The organism is Amycolatopsis kentuckyensis, from assembly GCF_002155975.1.
GTDB lineage: Bacteria > Actinomycetota > Actinomycetes > Mycobacteriales > Pseudonocardiaceae > Amycolatopsis > Amycolatopsis kentuckyensis.
The window spans coordinates 1-21,747 of record NZ_MUMI01000100.1; the positions used below are offsets into that span (position 1 = coordinate 1).

The window sequence follows — 21,747 nt, forward strand, 5'->3', positions numbered from 1 at the left end:
CGTCGTCGGCGGGATCGAGTGGGTCCGCGGTGTACTCCGGGGTGGCGGCGCGCTGGGCGCGGTCGTCGGCCAGGGCGAGCTCGGCCAGCGCCTTGCGGACGCCGTCGCCGGGCGCGGCGTGGGAGTCGATGCGGCTGCCTTCGACGAGCATCCGGCTGTATTCGCCGGTCTCGCTGATCAGCGGCAGTTCCCGCGGGTCGCGTTCCATGAGGGCGCGGAAGCGGGCGAGCCGGGCGATGAGGTCGTCGCGGACGTCGGCGGTGAGCTCGTCGGAGCAGGTGCGCTGGACGGTGCTCGCCAGCCAGCCGACGGCGAGCTCGACTTCGATGGCGCGGCGGCGCAGCCGGTCGGCGGCGCGGGCGTCGACGACGTCGGGCGCGGCGTCCTCGATGAGCAGGACGCATTCGTGCAGCCGGGCCAGTGCCGAGCGCAGTTGCTTGCGGGTGCGCTCGCTGCCGTTGACCGCGAGGTAGGCCTCGGTGGCGCGGACGACGGCGCCGAGGCGGGCGCGGAAGGCGCGGCGCACGCGCAGGAACTCGGCTGCGGCGTTGTGCCGCAGCAGGACGAACCGGACGACGGCGTTGGCGAGGACGCCGACGCCGAGTGCCATCAGCAGCTGCGGGACCTGCTTGACGTGGGCCTGCAGGAACATCGGGAAGAAGAACAGGAAGAAGGCGATCGAGCCGAGGGCGGTGCCGCGGGCGCCGAAGCGCTGGGCGTAGACGGCGACGAAGATCAGCAGGACGAACACGACGCTGTCGAGTGGCGGCAGGGTCGAGCCGAGGCTGGCGACGGTGATCGATGCGGCTCCGGTGAGGAAGGCCAGGACGAGGGTGACGGCCTGGCCGCCCGGGGTCGGGTCGTTGACGGTGAACGCGGTCATCATCGCGGCGATGGCGCCGACGAGGGTGACGGTGAGCGGGACGTGGGCGGGCAGCAGCGCGGCCACGGCGAGGACGATGCCGAGCACGGCGGAGCCGGCCAGCCGCAGCCGGACCAGGCCGGGGTCGGCCGCCACGAGCCGGTCGAAGGCGGCGGTGCGGAACTGGTTCATCGGGCGAGGAGCTCCCACTGGGCGAGGGTGGCGCGGCGGCCGCGGGTGGCGGTGATCCGCAGCCGGTAGCGGGCGTGCGTGGCCGGGGTGGCGAGGACGAACGGGCGGGTCTGGCGGCGCCAGCGGAACAGCTCGCCGTCGCGTTCGTCGAGGGTGGTCCATTCGGTGCCGTCGTCGGAGCCTTCCAGCACCCACGCGCTCGCGTCGCCGCGGCGGTCGCCGGAGGTCAGGGTGTACATGGTGACTTCGCGGGGTTCGCCGGTGACGGTGAACTCGATCGCCGGGGTGGCGCTGCGGAAGGTGACCTGGGTGCGGGTGGTGTCGTCGAACAGGGCACCGACCTTGGTGCCGTCGGAGCTGGTCGCGGTGCCGGTGAGGTCGGTCGCCGGAGCCGGGTGCTCGGCGGGCGGCGGCGGGGCGCCCCAGTCCGTCGGCTCGGTCGTCAGGTCGAAGACGAGTTCGGCGCCGCCGGCGAGGGTGGCGTGGGCGATCGAGGTGGCTTCGTGCGGTTCGCCGTTGACGGTGAGGCCGCGGACGTACACGGTGTCGTCGGTGTTGCCGGGGGCGTGGACGACCAGCTTCCTGCCCTCGCCCAGGTGGACAGTCGCCTTCTGGAACAGCGGCGAGCCGAGGGCGTAGCGCGGGCTGCCGATGGCGAGGGGGTAGAGGCCGAGGGCGCTGAAGACGTACCAGGCCGACATCTCGCCGTTGTCCTCGTCGCCGGGGTAGCCCTGGCCGATCTCGCTGCCGAGGTAGAGCCGCCGCAGCACCTCCCGCACAACGGCCTGGGTCTTCGCGGGCGCGCCGGCGTGGTTGTAGACGTAGGGGATGTGGTGCGAGGGCTGGTTGGAGTGGCCGTACTGGCCCATCCGGACGTCGCGGGCTTCGGTCATCTCGTGGATCAGGCCGCCGTACGCGCCGGGACGGCGGCCGGTCTCCGGGGTGGCGAAGAAGGTGTCGAGCTTCGCTTCCAGCCCGGCGGTGCCGCCGTGGAGGGCGGCGAGGCCGGGGCCGTCGTGCGGTGCGGTGAAGGCGGTGTTCCAGGCGTTGGTCTCGACGAAGTCGCCGCCCCAGGCCGCCGGGTCGTAGCCCTCGGGGGCGAACTTGCGGCGGCCGTCGCGGTGGCGGCCCTGGAAGAAGCCGATCTCGGGGTCGAAGTGGTGGACGTAGTGCTTCGCGCGCTCGCGGAAGTAGGCGGCGTAGTCGGCGTACCTCCGGGCCCGCGGCCCGTCGCTTTCGCGGGACAGGGCTTCGGCGAGGTTGGCCAGGCCGAAATCGTTGATGCAGCCTTCCAGCGCCCAGGAGAGTCCTTCGTGGACCGACACCGGGGTGTAGTGCAGGAAGATCGACTCTTCGAGGCCCTTGCGGCCGACCGCGCGGCGCGGCGGGGTGACGGTGGCGTTCTTCAGCCCGGCGTCGAAGGCGGCCTCGACGTCGAAGTCGCGGACGCCTTTGAGGTAGGCGTCGGCGAACGCGACGTCCGAGCTGGTCCCCGTCATCAGGTCCGCGTAGCCGGGGGAGGACCAGCGGGCGATCCAGCCGCCTTCGCGGTACTGCTGGACGAAGCCGTCGATCATCCGGCCGCAGCGTTCCGGGGTGAGCAGCGCGTACGCGGGCCAGGTGGTGCGGTAGGTGTCCCAGAAGCCGTTGTTGACGTACAGCTCACCGTCGACGACCTTCGCGCCGGTGCGCCGCCGGGTGCTCGGCCACCACCGGCGCACCACCGGGCTGGCGTGGCGGATCCCCTTCGGCGTGTTCTCGTGCGCCACGTTCGGGTAGAGGAACAGCCGGTAGAGGTTGGAGTACAGCGTCGTGCGCTGGTCCTCGGTGGCGCCTTCGACCTCGACGCGGCCGAGCTCTTCCTGCCACAGCCGCCGGGCCTGCGCCTTGACCTGCTCGAGGGTCGTCCCGGCCGGGATCTCCAGCTCCAGGTTGCGCTTGGCCTGGGCGAGGCTGATCAGCGACGTCGCGATCCGCAGCGTGACGTCGGGACCGTCGAACTCGAAGTAGCCCGAGACCCGCCGCCACGGCGGGAAGCGGACCTTGGCGCCGCGGGTGGCCGGGGCGTCGGTCACCGCGTAGACGAACATCCGGCGCGCCCCGGCCGACAGCCGGCTGCGGACCCGGGTGTACCCGGTGATCACCCCGGTGTCGGGGTTCAGGCGCAGGCGGCCGCGGTTGCGGACGTTGTCGAACAGCAGCCAGCCGTGCTTGTCCGGGAAGGTGAACCGCAGGATCGCCGCGTGCGACGTGGGCGCGAGGTCGGCGGTCATCCCGTTGGCGAACCGGACGCCGTAGTGGTGCGGCGCGTCGGTCTCGTCGTCGTGGGAGAAAGCCAGGGCGCGCTTGCGGCGGTCGCGTTCGACCGGGCCGGTGCCGGGCATGAGGTGGAAGGTGTGCCGGTCGCCCATCCACGGGCTCGGCTGGTGGGACAGCGCGAAGGCCTGCAGCGCGGGCCGGTTCTGCTCGTCGTTGTGGCGGTGGTAGGAGTAGAGCCAGTTGGTCACGCCGGCGTCGGTGACCGGGGTCCAGAAGTTGAACCCGTGCGGCACCGCCGTGGCCGGGAAGTTGTTGCCCCGGGAGAAGTCGCCGCTGGAGTGCGTGCCGCGGGTCGTGCGGACGCAGTCGACCGGGTCCCGCGGTGGCTCGGGGCGGTCGGCGATCCGGACGTCGTCGAGCCAGCCGGTGATGTCGCCCGGCGCGGCGGTCCGCAGCACGATCCGGCTGATCCGGCGCCCGGCGAAGGCCGCCAGCGGGCGGCGGACGAGGTTCCACTGGTCCACCCACAGCGTCTTGTCGTCCACCGGTTCGAAGCCGGCGGTGGTGCCGTCGGCGAACTCGACGTCGAGGCTGACCCGGGTGGCGTGGTAGGCGGGGATCTCGCCGTCGGCCACCGGGAAGACCACATAGGACAGCTCGGTGCGCGCGGTGACGGGCACGTCGAGTTCGAACAGGACGGCGCGGGGCCGGTCGGTGTAGCGCAGGGCACGCAGGCCGGTGAAGCCGACGCCGGTCTTGGCCGTGGGGGAGCGGTCCGGGCCGCCGCCGACGTGCAGGCCGGGATCCGCCGGCTGCGGGTCACCGGTTTCGAAGGAGGAGAAGAAGGACACGGCGTCGGACATGCGCCCACCGTAACCGCCGCCGAACGGCGCAGCGTGCTGAAACACTGCTGCCCGCACCGGCGCGGGCAGCAGTGCCCGGTCTAGGCGACCGCGGTGCCCTCCAGCTCGACCAGCTGGCCCGGGATCGCCAGCCTGCTCACCCCGAGCATCGTGGTGGCCGGGGCCACCCCGGCGGCGCCCAGCCGCGCCGCGAGCACGCCGTAGTGCGGGAACAGCCCGTCGACGTCGGTGGTGTAGACGTTGAGCCGGACCAGGTTCGCCAGGGACATGCCGGCCTCGGCGAGCACCGCTTCCAGGTTGTCCAGGCTCAACGCGAGCTGGGCGGCGATGTCCCCGTCGTGCTGGGGCTTGCCCTCGGCGTCCATGGACGTCTGCCCGGAGCAGTAGAGGGTGCGGGTCTGCCCGGAGACGACCTCCCCCTGGTTGAAGCCCAGCTCCAGCGACCACGTCACCGGGTTGACCGCCGTTCGTTCCAGTGCCACTTCAGCTCCGTTCGTTGCGAGTACTGCGCCGGGGAGCTTTCCGGGCAATCACGACATCCTCTGTCGTGTATTCGCTACGGTCTCGACGTGCGTGCCGACCGGCTGGTTTCCCTGGTGCTGTTGCTGCGCCGGCGCGGCCGGTTGACCGCGGAGGCACTGGCCCGCGAGCTGGAGGTGTCCACGCGCACGGTGCTGCGCGACATCGACGCGTTGTCGGCGGCGGGCGTCCCGGTCTACGCCGAACGCGGCCGCCACGGTGGGTTCGCGTTGCTGCCGGGCTTCCGGACCGAGCTCACCGGACTCAACCACGACGAAGCGCTGGCCCTGCTGACCACCGGACGTGCTTTCGGGCTCGGCCCGGCACTGGCCTCGGCGATGCGCAAGGTGGCCGACGCGCTGCCCGAAACCCACCTGGCCACCGCCGAGCGGTTCCTCGTCGAGCCGGAGACCGATCTGCTCTCCCGCCACTCGGCTGCCGAGGAGGTGGACCGCTCGACGATGGCCGAGGTCCGCCGCGCGGTTCTCGACGGTCGCCGGCTGCGGATCCACTACGCGGCCACGGGCCAGGAGCCGCGGTGGCGCACGGTGGACCCGATCGGCCTGGTGACCGTCCGGGATCGCGGCTACCTGCTGGCCACGAGGGCGGGCGCGGACCGGACGTACCGGCTGTCGCGGATCCTGGCCGCCGAGGCGCTGGCGGAACCGGCCGAGCGGCCGGGCGAGGTCGACCTGGACCGCATCTGGCGGCAACGCTGCGCTGCCTTCCTGGCCGACGGTCATCTGGCGGTGCAGGTCCGGGTGCGCCCGCCCCGCCGTGAGGACCTGCTGAGCACGGCGGTGGCGGTCCGCGCGGAGGCACCCGAGGAGGACGGCTGGCTGCGGTTCGAGGTGACCTACCAGGACGCCTGGCACGCGGAGTGGGCGCTGTGGCAGCTGGGCACGGACGCCGAAGCGACTGCTCCGCAGTCACTGCGCACGGCCCTGCGCGAGCGAGCGGCGGCGATCGCCGCCCGCTACGGAGCCTGAAATGCGTGGAGGCCACCCCGATCGCTCGGGATGGCCTCCACCGCACTACCGCGGGCCTACATCTTCGTGCACTGCCCGGCCACCGGGCCGCGCACGACGTTCGGCAGGTCGTGGTCCGTCGGCGCCGGGTTGTTCACCGCGCACGCCAGCGGGCCACCCACCGTGCTCGACGTCAGCACCGGCCCGTGGTTGCCCGTCAGCGCCACCGGCCCGCCGATCTCGGTCAGCTGGATCGACACCTGACCGGTCGCCCCGGTGATCGCCACCGGACCGGCCACCTTCGTGCGGTTCAGCACCACCTGGGCCGCCCCCGTCGCCGCGAGCGGCCCCTTCAGCGCACCGCCGCGGACGATCAGCGACGCTCCGAGACCGACCGTCACCGGGCCGGAGACCGTCGCGTCCTGCAGGCACACCGTGCCCGACGTGACCGACAGCGGACCGGACTGGACACCCGTCACCGTCTTCGTGCAGGCGGCGTCCGGCTTGCCCAGCAGCTCGAACTCGGCCAGCTGCGCCGGGGCGCCGGTGCTGGTCGCGGTCACCTCGAGCCGGTAGTACGCGTAGTGCGCCGGGTTCGCCACCTTGAACGCCCGGGTCTGCTGCCGCCAGCTGAACGCCTGGTTCTCCTGCCGGTCGGCCACCGCCCACGTCTTGCCGTCGTAGGAGCCCTTCAGCACCCAGCTCTTCGGATCGCCCGCACCGGTCTGGGACGTCAGCGTGTAGTTCGTGACGGCCTCATCGGTGTTGTTCAGCTGGTACTGCACGGCCCCGGTGACCGCGGCCTGGGTGCGCGAGGTGTTGTCCACCAGCGCGGCCGCGTTCGAGCCGTCCGAAGTGGACAGCGTGCCCCTGCCCGGGCCGGTCTCGTCGTGCAGCGGCGCCGGGGCGGCGTCACCGGTGGTGATCGACTTCGGTGCGTCGTTCGGGCCGGTGCCCCAGGACGAGGGGTTCGGGCCCATGTCGAAGTCGATCTTCCCGCCGCGGGCGATCAGCTCGTGCGGCAGCGACGTCGAGGAGTACGCCTTGCCGTTGACCTTCACGCCCTGGACGTAGACGTTCTTCGCGCTGTTCTTCGGCGCGTTGATCACCAGGTCCTTGCCGCCGGCCAGGTGGATCGTCGCCTTCTTGAACAGCGGCGACCCGATCGCGTAGTCCGGGCTGCCCATCTGCAGCGGGTAGAAGCCCAGCGCGCTGAACGTCCACCACGCCGACTGCTCGCCGTTGTCCTCGTCACCCGCGTAGCCCTGGCCGATCTCGCTGCCGGTGTAGAGCCGCGAGAGCGCCTCGCGGACCTTCTCCTGCGTCTTGGCCGGCTGGCCCGCGTAGTCGTACATGTAGAGCGTGTGGTGCGAGGCCTGGTTGGAGTGGCCGAGCTGGCCCATCCGGACGTCGCGGGCCTCCCGCATCTCGTGGATCACCCCGCCGTAGGTGCCCGGGAAGTTCGCGGTCTCCTGGTCGGCGAAGAAGGCGTCCAGCTTCTTCGCCAGGCCCGCCTTGCCGCCGTAGAGGTTCGCCAGGCCCTGACCGTCCTGCGGCACGGAGAACGCCATGCCCCAGCCGTTGGTCTCGGTGTAGTCGATGCCCCACACCCGCGGGTCGTAGTCCTGCGGCGACCGGCTGAACTTGCCCGCCGCGTCCCGGCCCTGGAAGAACCCGACACTCGGGTCGAACAGGTTCACGTACTGCTGCGCGCGGCTGGTGAAGTACTCGTAGTTGGCCAGGTACTCCGCCTTCCGCGGATCGCTCGCCGGGGCTTCGTCGTAGAGCTTCTTCGACAGGTTCGCGATGCCGTAGTCGTTGACGTAGCCCTCGATCGACCACGAGAACCCGTGGTCGGCCGTGTTGGGCGAGTAGCCGAGGAAGATGCCCTCGTCGATGCCCTTGCGGCCGACCGCGTTGTTCGGCGGGGTCACCGTCGCGTTCTTCAGCGCCGCGTCGTAGGACGCCTTGACGTCGAAGTTGCGGACACCCTTGAGGTAGGCGTCGGCGAAGGCCACGTCCGAGCTGGTGCCGGTCATCAGGTCCGCGTAGCCCGGCGAGGACCACCGCGAGATCCAGCCGCCGTCGCGGTACTGCTGCACGAACCCGTCGACCATCTTCCCGGCCATCTCCGGGGTGAGCAGCGAGTACGCCGGCCAGGTCGTGCGGTAGGTGTCCCAGAACCCGTTGTTGACGTAGGTCTGGCCGTCGACGATCTTCGCCCCGGTCTGCGTCGGGGTGTCCGCCCCGGCCTTCGGCGAGACGAAGCTCGCGTACTGGTAGACCGGCTTCTCCTTCGTACCGGTGTTCTCGAACCCGGAGTTCGGGTAGAGGAACAGCCGGTACAGGTTCGAGTACAGCGTCGTGAGCTGGTCCTTCGACGCGCCCTCGACCTCGATCACCTTCAGCTGGTCGTCCCACAGGCGCTGCGCGGCGTCGCGGACGGAGTCGAAGGTCGCGGTCGGCGCGATCTCCTGCGCCAGGTTCTTCTTCGCCTGGTCCACGCTGATCAGCGACGTCGCGATCCGCATGGTCACCGTCTTGTCGGCACCGGCGGCGAACCGCAGGTAGCCGGCCACGTTGTCGTGGCCCTGCCCGGTGAGCTTCGCGCCCGCGGTGACCGGCTTGTCGAAGGTGGCGTAGACGAACATCCGGCCCGCCCCGGCCGACAGGCCGCTCTTGACGTCGGTGTAGCCCGACAGCGTGCCGCCCGCGGTGTCGAGCGTCAGCCCGCCCTGGTTCTTGTAGTTGTCGAAGATCAGGCTCGAGTCGCTGCCCGGGAAGGAGAACCGGAACACCGCCGCGTGGTCGGTCGGCGCGATCTCGGTCTTGATGCCGTTCTCGAACTGCACGCCGTAGTAGTGCGCGCGAGCGGTCTCGTTGTCGTGCTTGAACGCCAGCGCCCGGGCGTCACGGTTGGCGTCCGGGACGCCGGTGGCCGCCGAGGGCATCACCTGGAAGGTCTGCCGGTCGCCCATCCACGGGCTCGGCTCGTGGCTGACGCTGAAGGCCTGCAGCTCCGGCAGGTTCTGCTCGTTGTTCTGGCTGTGGTAGTTGTACATCCACCGGACGTCGCCGTTGTCGGCGTTCGCGTCGGTGACCGGGGTCCAGAAGTTGAACCCGTGCGGCACCGCCGTGGCCGGGAAGTTGTTGCCCCGGGAGAAGGTGCCGTTGGCCATCGTGCCGCGCGTGGTGAGCACGTTGTCGCTCGGGCGGGTGCTGGCCGGCGGGGTCGGCGTCGCCGAGATCTTCACGTCGTCCAGCCAGCCCTGCAGCGAGCCGGGGCCGTCCGGGTTGTCGAAGCCGACCAGGATCCGGTCGATCGTCTTGCCCTTGGCCACCGTGCCGATCGCCGAGCGGACCAGGTTCCACTGGTTGGTGTAGAGGACCTTGCTCTTGCCCTGGCCTTCCGGCGTCAGCGGGAACCCGTACTGGTCGGTCGCGCCCAGGTCGCGCAGCCGGGTGCCGTCGGTGAAGACCAGGTCGATCGCCACGTTCGTGCTCTGGTACTTCAGGTCGCCGGTGATGAACTGCGGCTGCACCTTGTAGGAGAGCTCGGTCGACGGCACGACGGGGACGTTCACGTCGAAGACCTTGTTGTAGGACCAGCCGTGGCCCTGCGTCTGGCTGCCGGAGTAGCGGAACGCCTTGAGCCCGGTGAAGCCGACGCGGTTCTTGTTCGTGTACCCGCTGGTCGGGCCGGAGTCGGTGAAGCTGCGCATGTTCGGCAGCGGCGGCGGGGCGGGCTCGTCGTTGGCCAGCAGCAGCTCCGACAGCTGCAGGATCGGCCCGCCGTTGTTGCGGGTGATGTCCAGCCGGAAGTACTTGAACGCCGGAGTCGGCGCGGCCAGCTGGTAGTCCTTCTGCTGGAACCGCGCGGTGAACGCCTGGTCGGCCTGCTTGTCCAGGTCGGTCCAGGACGAAGCGTCGTTCGAGCCCTGCAGGGTCCAGTCCCTGGGGTCGCGGTTGTCGAAGTCGTTGGCCGAGGAGATCGCGTAGTGCGTGATCGACGTCGGCTCCGACAGGGTGATCTGCGCCGAGGCCGTGGGGTCCCAGGACAGCCACTTCGTGTCGGTGGTGCCGTCGACGAGGTTCGAGACGACCTCGCCGCCGCTGGTGTTCTCGCTGCTCGCGCTGGTTTCGGTCACCTTGCCGCGGATGTCACCGGGGATCGCGGTGCCGTTCGCGCCGTTGATCCCGGACGCGCGCGGCGTGCCCGCCGCGTCGGTGTCGACCGTGTCGGTCCACGTCGGCTGGACGTCACCGGGCTCGAAGGAGGAGGCGAAGTCGGGGGGAAGGGCGTCTTCGGCGGCGGACGAGGCCGCGGGGAGGGCGACCAGGCCGGCGGCGACCACGGCGGCGGTCACCAGGAAAGCGACCGGCGGTCTGGCGCTTCGGGGCATCGTTGCTCCAAGCTCGGAGGGCGGATTCAGCAGCGCCGCGCAGGCGGGGACCGGCGGCGCCAACGAAGGGAAACGCGCGGGTGACATCGATGTCAAGACCGCTCGCCAAACCTGGCCAAAATCAGACAACGCGGAAAACGGGGGCCCGATGAGACCGTTCAGGAGCTTCACCGCCATCGCCACGCTGGCACTCGCCGCCACCACGCTCACCCCGGCCGCCGCCACCGCGGCGACCGGCTCGGCCGTCCGGCCGGTGCTCGCCTGCGCCGACCTGGTCCGCGGGTTCGCCCTCCCGGGCGCGCCCACCCACGTCACCTCCGCGGCCGTCGTCGCGGCCACCGCCACCGACCCCGAATACTGCGGCGTGCGGGGCTACGTCGAACCCGCCGTCCGGTTCGAGCTGCGCCTGCCCACCAAGACCTACGCCGGGCGCTACCTGCAGTACGGCTGCGGCGGCTTCTGCGGCGTGGTCACCCCGCCCGCCTTCGCCGACTGCGGCCTGCCCCACGGCGCCGACGTCGCGGTCGCCGCCACCGACGACGGCCACGTCGGCACGACCCCCGCCGTCGTCGACGACGGCAGCTGGGGCGCGAATGACCAGGCCGCCCGCAACGACTTCGAGTTCCGCGGACCCCACGTCGTCTCCCGCGCCTCGAAGGCGATCATCCAGGCCTTCTACGGCGCCCCGCCGCGCAAGTCCTACTTCACCGGCTGCTCCGACGGCGGCCGTGAAGGCCTCCTGCTCGCCCAGCGCTACCCCGCGGACTTCGACGGCATCGACGCCGGCGCGCCCGCGAACTACTGGGGCCCGCTGCTCGGGGTGTACCAGACGTGGCTCGCGCGGGTGAACAGCGCCGCCGACGGCAGCCCGATCCTCACCGCCGCCAAGCTGCCCGCCCTGCACAACGCCGTCCTCGCCGCCTGCGACCGCCTCGACGGGCTCACCGACGGCCAGCTCGACGACCCCCGCACCTGCCCCTTCGACCCGGCGACGCTGACCTGCGCCGGCCCGGACACCCCGTCCTGCCTCACCCCGGCTCAGGTCGGTGTCGTCCGGAAGCTCTACTCGCCGCCCACCGACGACCGCGGCACGCTGCTCTACCCCGGCGGCCAGCTGCCCGGGTCCGAGCTGTCCTGGGCCGGGTGGATCATCGCCACCCCCGAGACCGGCGGCTTCGCCTTCGCCCGCAACCTCGCCGACAACTACCTGCGCTACCTCGGCTACCCGATCGGCGCACCGGCCTCCACCGTCGACACCTTCGCCTTCACCCGGCGCGAATTCGACCGGCTCACCCCGGTCGGCGTCCGCTACGACGCCATGAGCCTCGACCTCTCGGCGTTCCAGCGGCGCGGCGGCAAGCTGCTGCTCTGGCACGGCTGGAACGACGAAGCCATCCCGCCCGCCGGCACGCTCGACTACTACCAGCGGCTCACCCACGGCCGTCCGCAGGACTGGGCGCGGCTGTTCATGGTCCCGTCGCTCTACCACTGCGGCGGCGGCACCACGCTCACCGAGTTCGACCCGCTCAAGCAGCTGGTCGCCTGGGTCGAGCGCGGCACCACGCCCACGGTCGTGACCGCGACCGGCCGCGACGCCGCCGGGAACGTCACCCGCACCCGGCCGGTGTTCGCCTACCCGCAGCGGGCGGTCTACGACGGCACCGGCAGCATCGACGACGCCAGCAACTTCCGGCCGGCGCCGCCGGCCGCGCCGGTCCGGGACGTCGTCCGCTGGGCCGGGGAGCAGCTGTACGCGATCCCGGGGCCGGTCGCGCCGTAAAACCCGCACGCGGTTCCGGCGTCGTCGCTAGGGTCACGCTCATGACGACGCCGGAACCCGCCGACCGCGTACTCGCCCGCGCCTCCCTCGCCGAAGGCAACCCGACCGGGTGGTTCGACCAGCTCTACACCGCCGCCGCGCGCGGCGAGGCCGAGGTTCCGTGGACCCGCGGCAAACCCGGCATCGACCTGGCCGCCTGGGCCGAAACGCACCCCGGAGCCGGCCGCCGCGCCCTGGTCGTCGGCAGCGCGCTGGGCGACGACTCGGAACTGCTGTCCGCCCACGGCTGGGCCGTGACGGGCTTCGACGTCGCCCCGACCGCGGTGGCGGCGGCCAAGACCCGGTTCCCGGAGTCGCGAGTGGACTACGTGGTCGCGGACCTGCTGAACCCGCCGGGGGAGTGGACCCACGCCTTCGACCTGGTCGTGGAGATCATGAACATCCAGGCCATGCCCCGCGACTTCCGCCCCGCGGCGTGCAAGTCGCTGGCCTCGTTCCTCGCCCCGGGCGGCACGGCGATCGTGTGCGAGGTCGCCGAGGAGAACATGGACATGGCGAACTGGCAGAGCCCGCCCTGGCCGTTCAGCCGCGCCGAGATCGAATCCGTCGCCCAGGACGGCGTCCGCCTGGTGAGCCTGGAAACCATCCGGGAGGGCGCCCGCTACTGGGCCACCTTCACCCGTTAGCCCGGTGCCGGCCGGGCGTGGTCCCCACCACGGCCGAGAACGCCGCGATGAAGTGGCTCGGGTTCGCCCAGCCGCACGCGCGGGCCGTGTACGCGGTGTCGTGGCCGTCGGCGAGCAGGATCAGCGCGTGGCCGATGCGGACCTGGGTGCGCCACTCGTGGAACGTCATGCCGAGCTCGTCGCGGAACAGCCGGCTGAGCGTGCGGGCACTGGCGCCGATCCGCTGCCCGAGCTCCGCCAGCGGTGTGGTGTCCCCGGGCTCCTCGTACAGCCGCCGCGCGATGGCCCGCAACCGGTCGTCGCGCGGCTCGGGCAGGTGCAGCGGCTGTTCGGGTGCTTCGCGCAGTTCGTCGACCAGGACCCGGCGCAGGCGGGCACTGGCCGCCCGGTCGTACTCGCGCGGGCCGGTCAGCGCGAGCAGCACCTCACGGGCCAGCCCCGAGGCGGTGAACACGACGGGCCGGGCGGGGACGAGCCGGGCCAGCGACGCCGGCAGGAACACGATCCGCATGTCGGTGTGGCCGTGCGCGCGGTGCCGGTGGACGAACCCGGCCGGGGTCCAGGCGACCCGGTTGGCCGGCACGACCGACGTGCCCCGCTCGGTGTGCACCGACAGCACGCCCCGGGCCGCGTAGACCAGGTGTCCCCGGTCGTGGACGTCCGCCGCGCTGGTGCCGCCCGGCGGCCACCGGTGCACCCCGCCGGACGGCCAGATCCGCGACTCCGGCACGGCTTGGCGGGCGATGGGCATGACTTGGCATTCTACCGGTGGTCGGCCACCGCTTCCGCCGTTGAGAGTGGAACGCATGAACACGATGCGAGCGGCGGTTTGTGTCCGGGCCGGCGGCCCGGAGGTGCTGGAAGTCCGGGAGCTGCCCGTTCCGGCGGTCCGGGACGGCTGGAGCCTGGTGCGGGTCGAGGGCGCCGGCCTGAACCGGTCGGAGCTGCGGACCCGGCAGGGGCACTCCCCGGACGTCGTCTTCCCGCGGGTGCTCGGCATCGAATGCGTCGGCACCGTCGCCGCCTCGACCGACCCGCGGCTGCCCGACGGCACCACGGTCGCGGCGGTGATGGGGGAGATGGGCCGCGCCTTCGACGGCGGCTACGCCGAATACGCCCTGCTGCCGAACCCGCTGCTGATGCCGGTCACCACCACCCTGCCCTGGGACGTCCTCGCGGCCTTGCCAGAGACGTACCTGACCGCCCAGGGCGCGCTCGACGCGCTCGGCATCGGCCCGGGCAGCACCGGACGGCTGCTCGTCCGCGGCGGCACGTCCTCGGTCGGGCTGGCCGCCGCCGCGATCGCGACCGGCCACGGCCTGGAGGTCGCCGCCACCACCCGCCGCCCGGACAAGGCCGCCGCGCTCACCGGCCACGTCCTCATCGACGACGGCGGCCCGCTCACCGGCCTGCCGCGGCTGTGGCCCGAAGGCCCGGACTGGGTGCTCGACCTCGTCGGCGCCCGCACCGCGGTGGACTCGCTGCGCCTGGTCCGCCGGGGCGGCACGGTGTGCGTGGCGGGCTCGCTCAGCGGCTGGATCGTCCCGGACTTCGAGCCGATCGCGAAGATCCCGTCCGGCACCAGGCTGACCGCCTTCCACAGCGACGACCTCAAAGGCAGCACGGCCCTGCTGCAGCGGATCGTCGGCGAAGTCGAAGCCGGCACCTACCGCCCGCACGTCGACCGGGTCTTCCCTCTCGAAGACATCGCCGACGCCCACCGGTACATGGAGGAGAACCGCGCCGCCGGAAAACTCGTCGTCGTGCCCTGATCCGGTGGCCTAGGCTCGGCGATCATGCCCACCCAGTCACTGCAGATCCCCACCGCGGACGGCCGGGCCGACGCCTTCGCCGCGTTCCCCGACGACGGCGAACGCCACCCCGGGGTGCTCATGTACCCGGACGGCTTCGGCATCCGGCCCGTGCTGCGGGAGATGGCCCGGGAACTGGCCGGTCACGGCTACTACGTGCTCGTCCCCAACCCCTTCTACCGCCACGGCCCCACGCCGGTGATCGAACTGCCCGAGCACATCGGCGCGGAAGCCCGGCCCGCGATCTTCGCCCGGCTGATGCCCATGATCGAGGCCCACACGACCGACCGGATCCGGCCCGACGCCGAGGCCTACGTCCGGTTCCTCACCACCCGGCCCGAGGTCGCCCCCGGACCGATCGCGACGACCGGCTACTGCATCGGCGGCCTCCTGGCGACGCACACCGCCGCCGCCCACCCCGGCCGGGTGGCCGCCCTCGCCGGGTTCCACGCCCCCGTGGGCGCCGCCGGGCCCGACAGCCTGCACCGGATCACCGCCCGGGTCCACTTCGGCCACGCCGAAACCGACCTGACCCCCGAGGCCCTCGGCGAGCTCAACCGCGTGCTGGACGCCGCGGGCCTCGAGTACACCTCCGAGATCTACCCCGGCACCGTCCACGGCTTCACCATGGCCGACACCGACGCCTTCGAACCCGCCGCTCTGCAGCGGCATTGGGAAAGCCTGCTGGCTCTCCTCGACCTGGCTCTCTAGCAGTTCTCGAGGAACCGGGTCAGGACGCGGGTGCCGAAGTGCAGGCCCGCCACCGGCACCCGCTCGTCCACCCCGTGCGCCATCGCCCGGTACGGGAACCCCTTCGGCAGCCACAACGGCGCGAAGCCGTAGCAGTCGATCCCCAGCCGGGTGAACGCCTTCGCGTCCGTCCCGCCGCCCAGGCAGTACGGCACCACCACGGCTTCGGGGTCCTCCGCCTGCAACGCCAGCGCCATCGCGGTGAACCACGGCGAGTCCACCGGCGCCTGCACCGGCGGCTGGTGCGCGACGAACTCGCGCGTCACACCCTCGCCGAGCAGCTCGTCCAGCGCGGCGAACAACGACTCCTCGGTGCCCGGCAGGACCCGGACGTCGACCTGCGCGGTCGCCGTCGAGGGGATCACGTTCACCTTGTAGCCCGCGTCCAGCATCGTCGGGGTCGTGCTGGTGCGGACCGTCGGGCGCACCAGCGCCCCCGCCGGCCCGAGCGCGGCCACCGCCGCGTCCACGCCGTCCGAAGAGGACAGATCCACCGGCACGCCCAGCGCCGCGCCGGTCCGCTCCAGGAACGCCCGCACCGCCGGCGTCAGCGACACCGGCCACTCGTGCGCCGCGATCCGGTGCAACGCCCCCACCAGCCGGGTGACGGCGTTCTCGTCGTTCGGGCGCGAGCCGTGCCCCGCCCGGCCTCGCGCGGTCAGCTTCAGGTGCGCCGTGCCGCGCTCGGCCGTCCCGACCGGGTACAGGTGCACGTCCCGGCCGTCGGCGGCGGGCACGTGGTAGGTGTAGCCGCCCGACTCGCTGATCGCCGCGACACAGCCTTCGAACAGCTCCGGGTGCTCGGCGACCAGCCAGTGCGCGCCCCACTCGCCGCGGTCCTCCTCGTCGGCGACGAACGCCAGCACCAGCTCCCGCCGCGGCCGCGCCCCGCCGGCCAGCGCCGCGAGCACCATCGCCACGAAGTCCTTCATGTCGGTCGCGCCGCGGCCCCAGAGGTACCCGTCGCGCACCTCGCCGGCGAACGGCGGCACCGACCAGTCCGCGGCGTCCGCCGGGACGACGTCGAGGTGCCCCTGCACCAGCAGGGCCGGCAGCGCCGGATCGGTGCCCGGCACCCGCGCGAGCACGCTGGCCCGCCCCGGCGCGGCCTCCAGGATCCGCGCGGGGATGCCCAGGCCGTCCAGGAACGCGGCCACGTACTCCGCCGCCGGCCGCTCGGGCGAGGCGTCGTTGTTCCCGCGGTTGGTCGTGTCGAACCGGATCAGGTCCGCGCACAGCTCGACGACGTCAGCCATAGATACCCTGCACCGCCCCCGCCGCGATCGCCGTGACGACCTTGAAGCACTTCATCGCCTCGGTCATGGTCGGCGCGTCGAACCCGACCCGCCGCGTGCCGATCTGCTCCACCGTCGGGATCACCGCCGTCGCCTGCGCCAGGTGGCTCGCGTCGAACTCCACCTCGATCCGGTGCGCCCCCACCCGGCGTTCCTCCCGGCCCGCCCGCGCCATGGCCTCGGCGGCCGCGCCGGTCAGCAGCTCCGCGGTGCGCGAGGGCGGCAGGCAGATCGCCGCGTACCGGCTCACGCACTCCTTCACCTGGACCAGCTCTGCCTCCGGAGCGTAATCACGGGCGTCCTCACACGTTTTGTCGTCACCCGAAACGAGCAGGACAGGGACCCCGTACTCCGCGGCCATGGCCGCGTTCAGCCGCCCCTCGCTCGCCGGGACGTCGTCCAGCCACACCCCGGTGATCTGGTTCTCCAGGTAGGTGTGGGAAAGCACCCCGTCGAAGCCCGCGCCGGCGTGGTAGCCGAGGAACACCACACCGTCCACACCGGAATCGATGCCCTGCATCATCGACAGCGGCTTGTGCCGCCCGGTGAGCATCCGCGCCCGCGGGTCGAGGTCCTCCAGCAGCAGGTTCCGTTGCGACGAATGGGCTTCGTTCACCAGCACGTCGCTCGCCCCGGCCTCGTGCAGCCCGGCCAGCACGGCGTTGACGTCACCGGTGAACAGCCGCCGGAAGCGGTCCCACTGCGGCGAACCGGGCACGACGTCGTCGGTCCAGGTGACACCGGTGGCGCCCTCCATGTCCGCCGAGATCAGGATGCGCATGCCGGGCACTCTAGCCAGCGCGCCCGGCCCCCGGACGCGGAACGCGCGCCTTGCCAAAATGTCACTCAGTGTGACGATCGGTGGGTCGATAACGATCGGGCACCTGCCGAGGCGGCAACATATTGCGCGGTTGTCCCGATATGTGGTTACTTCTCGTCCTTGGGGAGGCTCACAAGCGAATGATGGGGTGGTTTTCGGTGCAGTTCCAACACAGATCCGGGCGGTTCGCCCGCGTGGGCGCGGTCGTCGCGGCCGCGACACTGGCGGCGCTCCCGCTCGCCGTACCCGCCCAGGCCCAGCAGGGCAAGGTGCTGCGGGTCGCGCTCACCACCGGCATCGACCACCTCAACCCCTTCACCGCCGCGCTCTCGGCGTCCACGCAGATCGGCCGGTTCACCTTCGAGTTCCTGACCATCCCGAACGCGGAAAAGGCCGAAGCCTCGCCCGCGCTCGCCGAGTCGTGGACCCCGTCGCCGGACAAGCTCACCTGGACCTTCAAGATCCGCAGCGGCGTCAAGTGGAGCGACGGGCAGCCGGTGACCGCCAAGGACGCGGCCTTCACCTTCAACCGCATGCTCACCGACGAGAACGCCCGCACCGCCAACGGCAACTACGTGGCCAACTTCGAGACGGTCACCGCGCCCGACGACACCACCCTCGTCGTCAAGACCAAGACCGTCCAGGTCAACATGAACCTGCTCGACGTGCCGATCGTGCCGCAGCACGTCTGGGAGCCGATCAAGGACCTCAAGGACCCCTCGACCGACACCCTCGCCATCGCCGGCGTCTCCGACGGCCCGTACCACCTCACCGAGTACAAGCCGAACGAATACGTCAAGTTCCAGGCCAACAAGGACTACTGGCGCGGCGCCCCCAAGATCGACGAACTGCAGCTGCTGGTGTTCAAGGACACCGAGGCCGCGGTCAACGCGCTCAAGCAGGGTGAAGTCGACGTCATCAACCGGCTCAACCCCAACCAGTTCGACGCGCTGAAGGGCCAGCAGGGCATCACCACCAACGCCGCCCCCGGCCGCCGCTACGACGAGCTGTCGATCAACTTCGGCGTCACCGACAACGCCAACAACCCGATCGGGGACGGCAACCCGGTCCTCAAGGACCTCAACGTCCGCAAGGCCATCACCCAGGCGGTGGACACCCAGGCCATCGTCGACAAGGTCCTCAAGGGCCTCGGCCAGGTCGGCGGCGGCGTCGTGCCCGCCATCTACGCCGACTACCACTGGGACCCCAGCGCCGCCGAAAAGGTCAAGTTCGACCTCGCCGCCGCCAACACGACCCTCGACCAGGCCGGCTACCCGAAGGGCCCCGACGGCGTCCGCACCGCCCCCGGCGGCGCCAAGCTGGAACTGCGCCTCACCGGCCACGCCAACCGCAGCTACGACCAGGGCGTCGCCCAGTACGTCACCGGCTGGCTCAAGGACATCGGCATCACCGTCAAGCAGGACCTCGTCTCCGACGACGAACTGTCCGACCGCACCCAGGCCGGCAAGTACGACCTCGCCATCGGCGGCTACGGCACCAACCCCGACCCGGACTACGCGCTGTCGCTGCACACCTGCGGCGCACGTCCCAGCCCGGACGGCAAGGGCGGCAGCACCGACACGTTCTTCTGCGACGCCCAGTACGACGACCTCTACAAGAAGCAGCTCACCGAAACCGACGACGCCAAGCGCGCCGAGTACGTCAAGCAGGCCCAGGCCCGGCTCTACAGCCAGTTCCCGACCATCGTGCTCGACTACCAGAACGCCCTCGAGGCCTACCGCTCCGACAAGTTCTCCGGCTTCACCACCCAGCCGCAGCCCAAGGGCGCCATCCTCGAGCAGACCGGCTACTGGGGCGTCTACGGCGCCACCCCGGCCGGCACCACGAACACCGCCGACTCCGGCAGCGGCAACACCGTGCTGTGGATCGTCCTCGGCGCGGTCGTCGTGGTCGTCCTCGTCGGCGGCGGGATCATGCTCGGCCGCCGCGGCAAGACGGCAGAGGACCGCGAGTAAGAGATGACCACTCCCGACCAGGCCGCGGTGCTCGTCGACCCCGACGAGCACCGCGGCGGGACCGGCACGGCCCGGTTCGTGCTCAAGAAGATCGCCGAAGCGCTGATCAGCATCGTGCTGGTGATCGTGCTGTTCTTCTTCCTCTTCCGGATGCTGCCCGGCGACCCGGTCGCCGCCATGACCCGCGACCACCCGACCAGCCCGCAGCAGATCGCCGACCTGCGCGAGAAGATGGGCGTCGACAAGCCCGTCCTCGTCCAGTTCGGCACCTACTTCGGGAACCTGCTGCACGGCGACCTCGGCGAATCCCGGCTGCTCAACAACGGCCGCCCGGTCGCCGACATGATCGGCGAACGGCTCTGGCCGACCATCCTGCTCGTCGGCAGCGCCACCCTGCTCGCCGTCCTCCTCGGGCTGTGGCTCGGCATCCGCGCCGCCTGGCGCCGCGACAGCTTCTTCGACCGGAGCCAGACCGGGCTCGCGCTGACCCTCTGGTCGGTCCCGCAGTTCTGGCTCGGCCTGATGCTGCTCGTGGCGACCAACGGCCTGTTCCCCAGCCGCGGCATGCACTCCCCGGACGCCGCGCCCGACGTGCTCTCCCAGACCCTCGACGTCCTGCACCACCTGGTGCTGCCGTGCGTGACGCTGCTGGCCGTGTTCTACGCCCAGTACATGCTCATCATGCGGTCGTCGCTGCTGGGGGAGATGAACGCCGACTACCTCACCACCGCCCGCGCCAAGGGCCTGCGCGACGACCTCGTCCGCCGCCGCCACGCCGTCCCCAACGCCCTCCTGCCGACCACCACGCTGGTGTTCATGCAGTTCGGCTCGGTACTGGCCGGCGCGGTCACCGTCGAGGCCGTGTTCAGCTGGCCCGGCCTGGGCCAGCTCACCTACGACGCCCTGCACGGGCCCGACCTGCCGGTGCTCCAAGGCGTCTTCACCGTGCTGGCGAGCGCGGTGGTGCTGATGAACCTGCTCGCGGAACTGCTCTACCGCGTGCTCGACCCGAGGGTGCGTACCTCATGACCACCGCCGAGACACCGCGGCAGATCGCCTGGTCACGCCGCCGCGCGTCGTTGGCCAGGACCTGGCGCGAGTTCGCCGGCCAGCGGGCCGCGCTCGCCGGGCTCGTCCTGCTCGGCGCCACCGTGCTCGTCGCCCTGCTGCTGCCGCTGGTCAGCGACGAGAGCGGCCTCGACGTCACCAAGGCCACCGGGGCACCGCTGTCCCCGCCGGACGCCGACTTCTGGCTCGGCACCGACAACTTCGGCCGCTCGGTGCTGCTGATGACCGTCTGGGGCACCCGGATCTCCCTGCTCGTCGGGTTCTCCGCCGCCCTGCTGTCGGTCGTCATCGGCACCCTGATCGGCATCACCGCCGCCCACTTCGGCGGCTGGGTGTCGGCGACCCTGCTGCGGTTCACCGACTTCTTCCTGGTCCTGCCCTCGCTGATCCTCGCGATCGCGCTCTCGGCGGTGCTGCCCAAGGGCGTCGGCACGATCATCATCGCCATCGGCCTCACCGCCTGGCCCAGCACCGCGCGGCTCGTCCGGGCCCAGACGCTGACCATCGAGAGCCGTCCCTACATCGAGCGTGCCCACGCCCTCGGCGGCGGTCACCTGCACATCATCGGGCGGCACGTCCTGCCCGGCGTGATGCCGCTGGTGCTGGCCAACACGACCCTGGTCGTCGGCAACGCCGTCATCGCCGACGCGACCCTGTCGTTCCTCGGCGTCGGCGACCCCAACTCCATCACCTGGGGCCTGGTGCTGGAAAACGCGCTCAACAACGGCGCCATCAGCCGCGGCGCCTGGTGGAACGTGCTCCCGCCCGGCATCGCCATCGTCCTCGTCGTCCTCTTCTTCACCCTGGTCGGCCGGGGCCTGGAGACCGTGTTCAACCCGAGGTTGAAGAAGTGACCACCCCGCTGCTGCAGCTCCAGGACCTGAACGTCACCTACGCGGTGGGGGACAAGGAGGTACCCGCCGTCCGCGGCGTCGACCTCACCCTCGACCCCGGCGGCACCCTCGGCGTCGCGGGGGAGTCGGGTTCGGGCAAGTCCACCGTCGCGATGAGCGTGCTGCGGCTCCTGCCGCGCACCGCGAAGATCACCGGCGAGATCCGGCTCGACGGCGAAGACGTCACCGCGATGAAGTGGGGCCGCCTGCGCGCGGTCCGCTGGGCCGAGGCGTCGGTGGTGTTCCAGGGCGCCATGCACGCGCTCAACCCGGTCCGCAAGATCGGCGAGCAGATCGCCGAACCGCTGCGGCTGCACCCGCCGGCCGGGACCGCCCTCACCGACGAGCAGGTCGACGCCCGCGTCGCCGACCTGCTCACCCAGGTCGACCTGCCCCCGAGCCGGGCCGGCGCCTACCCGCACGAGCTGTCCGGCGGGCAGAAGCAGCGCGTCATGATCGCCATGGCCCTGGCCTGCTCGCCCCGGCTGATCATCGCCGACGAGCCGACCACCGCCCTCGACGTCATCGTCCAGGCCCAGGTGCTCGCCCTGCTCTCCCGGCTGGTCGCCGAACAGCGGATCGGGCTGATCATGATCAGCCAC

The 21,747-nt window shown here is 71.6% G+C and carries 15 protein-coding genes and 1 pseudogene; 9 read left to right on the plus strand and 7 right to left on the minus strand.

Annotated elements, in window-relative coordinates:
* The 3 genes and pseudogenes from CCN39_RS11315 to CCN39_RS11325 all read right to left on the minus strand — a co-directional run.
* Positions 1–1,054, minus strand: a pseudogene (locus tag CCN39_RS11315) (FUSC family protein); the annotation flags it as partial.
* A complete protein-coding gene (locus CCN39_RS11320) occupies positions 1,051–4,176 on the minus strand; it encodes a GH92 family glycosyl hydrolase (protein WP_086841071.1) in 3,126 nt (1,041 codons plus the stop codon). The pseudogene CCN39_RS11315 and the gene CCN39_RS11320, both read right to left, overlap by 4 nt.
* A gap of 80 nt (positions 4,177–4,256) precedes the next feature.
* The gene (locus CCN39_RS11325) at positions 4,257–4,652 is read right to left on the minus strand and encodes a RidA family protein (protein ID WP_086841093.1); all 396 of its coding nucleotides are present in this window, start codon (positions 4,650–4,652) and stop codon (positions 4,257–4,259) included.
* Between the two features lie 93 nt (positions 4,653–4,745).
* Between CCN39_RS11325 and CCN39_RS11330 the strand changes: the two genes are divergently transcribed.
* A complete protein-coding gene (locus tag CCN39_RS11330; RefSeq protein ID WP_086841073.1) occupies positions 4,746–5,684 on the plus strand; it encodes a helix-turn-helix transcriptional regulator in 939 nt (312 codons plus the stop codon).
* 56 nt (positions 5,685–5,740) lie between these two features.
* Here the strand turns inward: CCN39_RS11330 and CCN39_RS11335 are convergent, their stop codons facing one another.
* Entirely contained in the window at positions 5,741–10,066 is a 4,326-nt protein-coding gene (locus CCN39_RS11335; protein WP_086841075.1) for a GH92 family glycosyl hydrolase, read from the minus strand.
* A 148-nt stretch (positions 10,067–10,214) separates the two neighbouring features.
* Between CCN39_RS11335 and CCN39_RS11340 the strand changes: the two genes are divergently transcribed.
* Together CCN39_RS11340 and CCN39_RS11345 are read left to right on the plus strand one after the other, a co-directional pair.
* The gene (locus CCN39_RS11340; protein ID WP_086841077.1) at positions 10,215–11,846 is read left to right on the plus strand and encodes a tannase/feruloyl esterase family alpha/beta hydrolase; all 1,632 of its coding nucleotides are present in this window, start codon (positions 10,215–10,217) and stop codon (positions 11,844–11,846) included.
* 41 nt (positions 11,847–11,887) lie between these two features.
* Positions 11,888–12,532 carry a class I SAM-dependent methyltransferase gene (locus CCN39_RS11345; protein ID WP_086841079.1) on the plus strand — a complete coding sequence of 215 codons (645 nt, stop codon included), beginning with the start codon at positions 11,888–11,890 and terminating at the stop codon, positions 12,530–12,532.
* Here the strand turns inward: CCN39_RS11345 and CCN39_RS11350 are convergent.
* Positions 12,522–13,283: a helix-turn-helix domain-containing protein gene (locus CCN39_RS11350; protein WP_244210727.1), complete on the minus strand. Its 762-nt coding sequence runs from the start codon at positions 13,281–13,283 to the stop codon at positions 12,522–12,524. The two genes, CCN39_RS11345 and CCN39_RS11350, sit on opposite strands and share 11 nt — an antisense overlap.
* A gap of 55 nt (positions 13,284–13,338) precedes the next feature.
* On the opposite strand from CCN39_RS11350, the gene CCN39_RS11355 reads away from it, so the two are divergent.
* Positions 13,339–14,304, plus strand: coding sequence for a zinc-binding dehydrogenase (locus CCN39_RS11355; protein ID WP_086841081.1), 966 nt, complete (start codon positions 13,339–13,341; stop codon positions 14,302–14,304).
* A gap of 24 nt (positions 14,305–14,328) precedes the next feature.
* Positions 14,329–15,054 carry a dienelactone hydrolase family protein gene (locus CCN39_RS11360; RefSeq protein ID WP_086841083.1) on the plus strand — a complete coding sequence of 242 codons (726 nt, stop codon included), beginning with the start codon at positions 14,329–14,331 and terminating at the stop codon, positions 15,052–15,054.
* On the opposite strand, the gene CCN39_RS11365 is transcribed toward CCN39_RS11360, so the two are convergent.
* Both CCN39_RS11365 and CCN39_RS11370 read right to left on the minus strand, forming a co-directional pair.
* Complete coding sequence (locus CCN39_RS11365; RefSeq protein ID WP_086841085.1) at positions 15,051–16,349, minus strand: M20/M25/M40 family metallo-hydrolase; 1,299 nt, start codon at positions 16,347–16,349, stop codon at positions 15,051–15,053. The two genes, CCN39_RS11360 and CCN39_RS11365, sit on opposite strands and share 4 nt — an antisense overlap.
* Positions 16,342–17,169 carry a M55 family metallopeptidase gene (locus CCN39_RS11370; RefSeq protein ID WP_086841087.1) on the minus strand — a complete coding sequence of 276 codons (828 nt, stop codon included), beginning with the start codon at positions 17,167–17,169 and terminating at the stop codon, positions 16,342–16,344. The genes CCN39_RS11365 and CCN39_RS11370 overlap by 8 nt, the downstream gene beginning before the upstream one ends.
* Before the next feature lie 182 nt (positions 17,170–17,351).
* Here CCN39_RS11370 and CCN39_RS11375 point away from each other — a divergent pair, with 182 nt between their 5' ends.
* The 4 genes from CCN39_RS11375 to CCN39_RS11390 form a co-directional block, all read left to right on the plus strand.
* Positions 17,352–19,184: an ABC transporter substrate-binding protein gene (locus CCN39_RS11375; RefSeq protein ID WP_086841097.1), complete on the plus strand. Its 1,833-nt coding sequence runs from the start codon at positions 17,352–17,354 to the stop codon at positions 19,182–19,184.
* Between the two features lie 3 nt (positions 19,185–19,187).
* Entirely contained in the window at positions 19,188–20,213 is a 1,026-nt protein-coding gene (locus CCN39_RS11380; RefSeq protein WP_086841089.1) for an ABC transporter permease, read from the plus strand.
* On the plus strand, positions 20,210–21,106 hold the full coding sequence (locus tag CCN39_RS11385; RefSeq protein ID WP_086841091.1) for an ABC transporter permease: 897 nt from the start codon (positions 20,210–20,212) through the stop codon (positions 21,104–21,106). The genes CCN39_RS11380 and CCN39_RS11385 overlap by 4 nt, the downstream gene beginning before the upstream one ends.
* Positions 21,103–21,747: ABC transporter ATP-binding protein (locus CCN39_RS11390; RefSeq protein ID WP_143264012.1), on the plus strand; the 645-nt coding region annotated here is incomplete at its 3' end. The genes CCN39_RS11385 and CCN39_RS11390, both read left to right, overlap by 4 nt.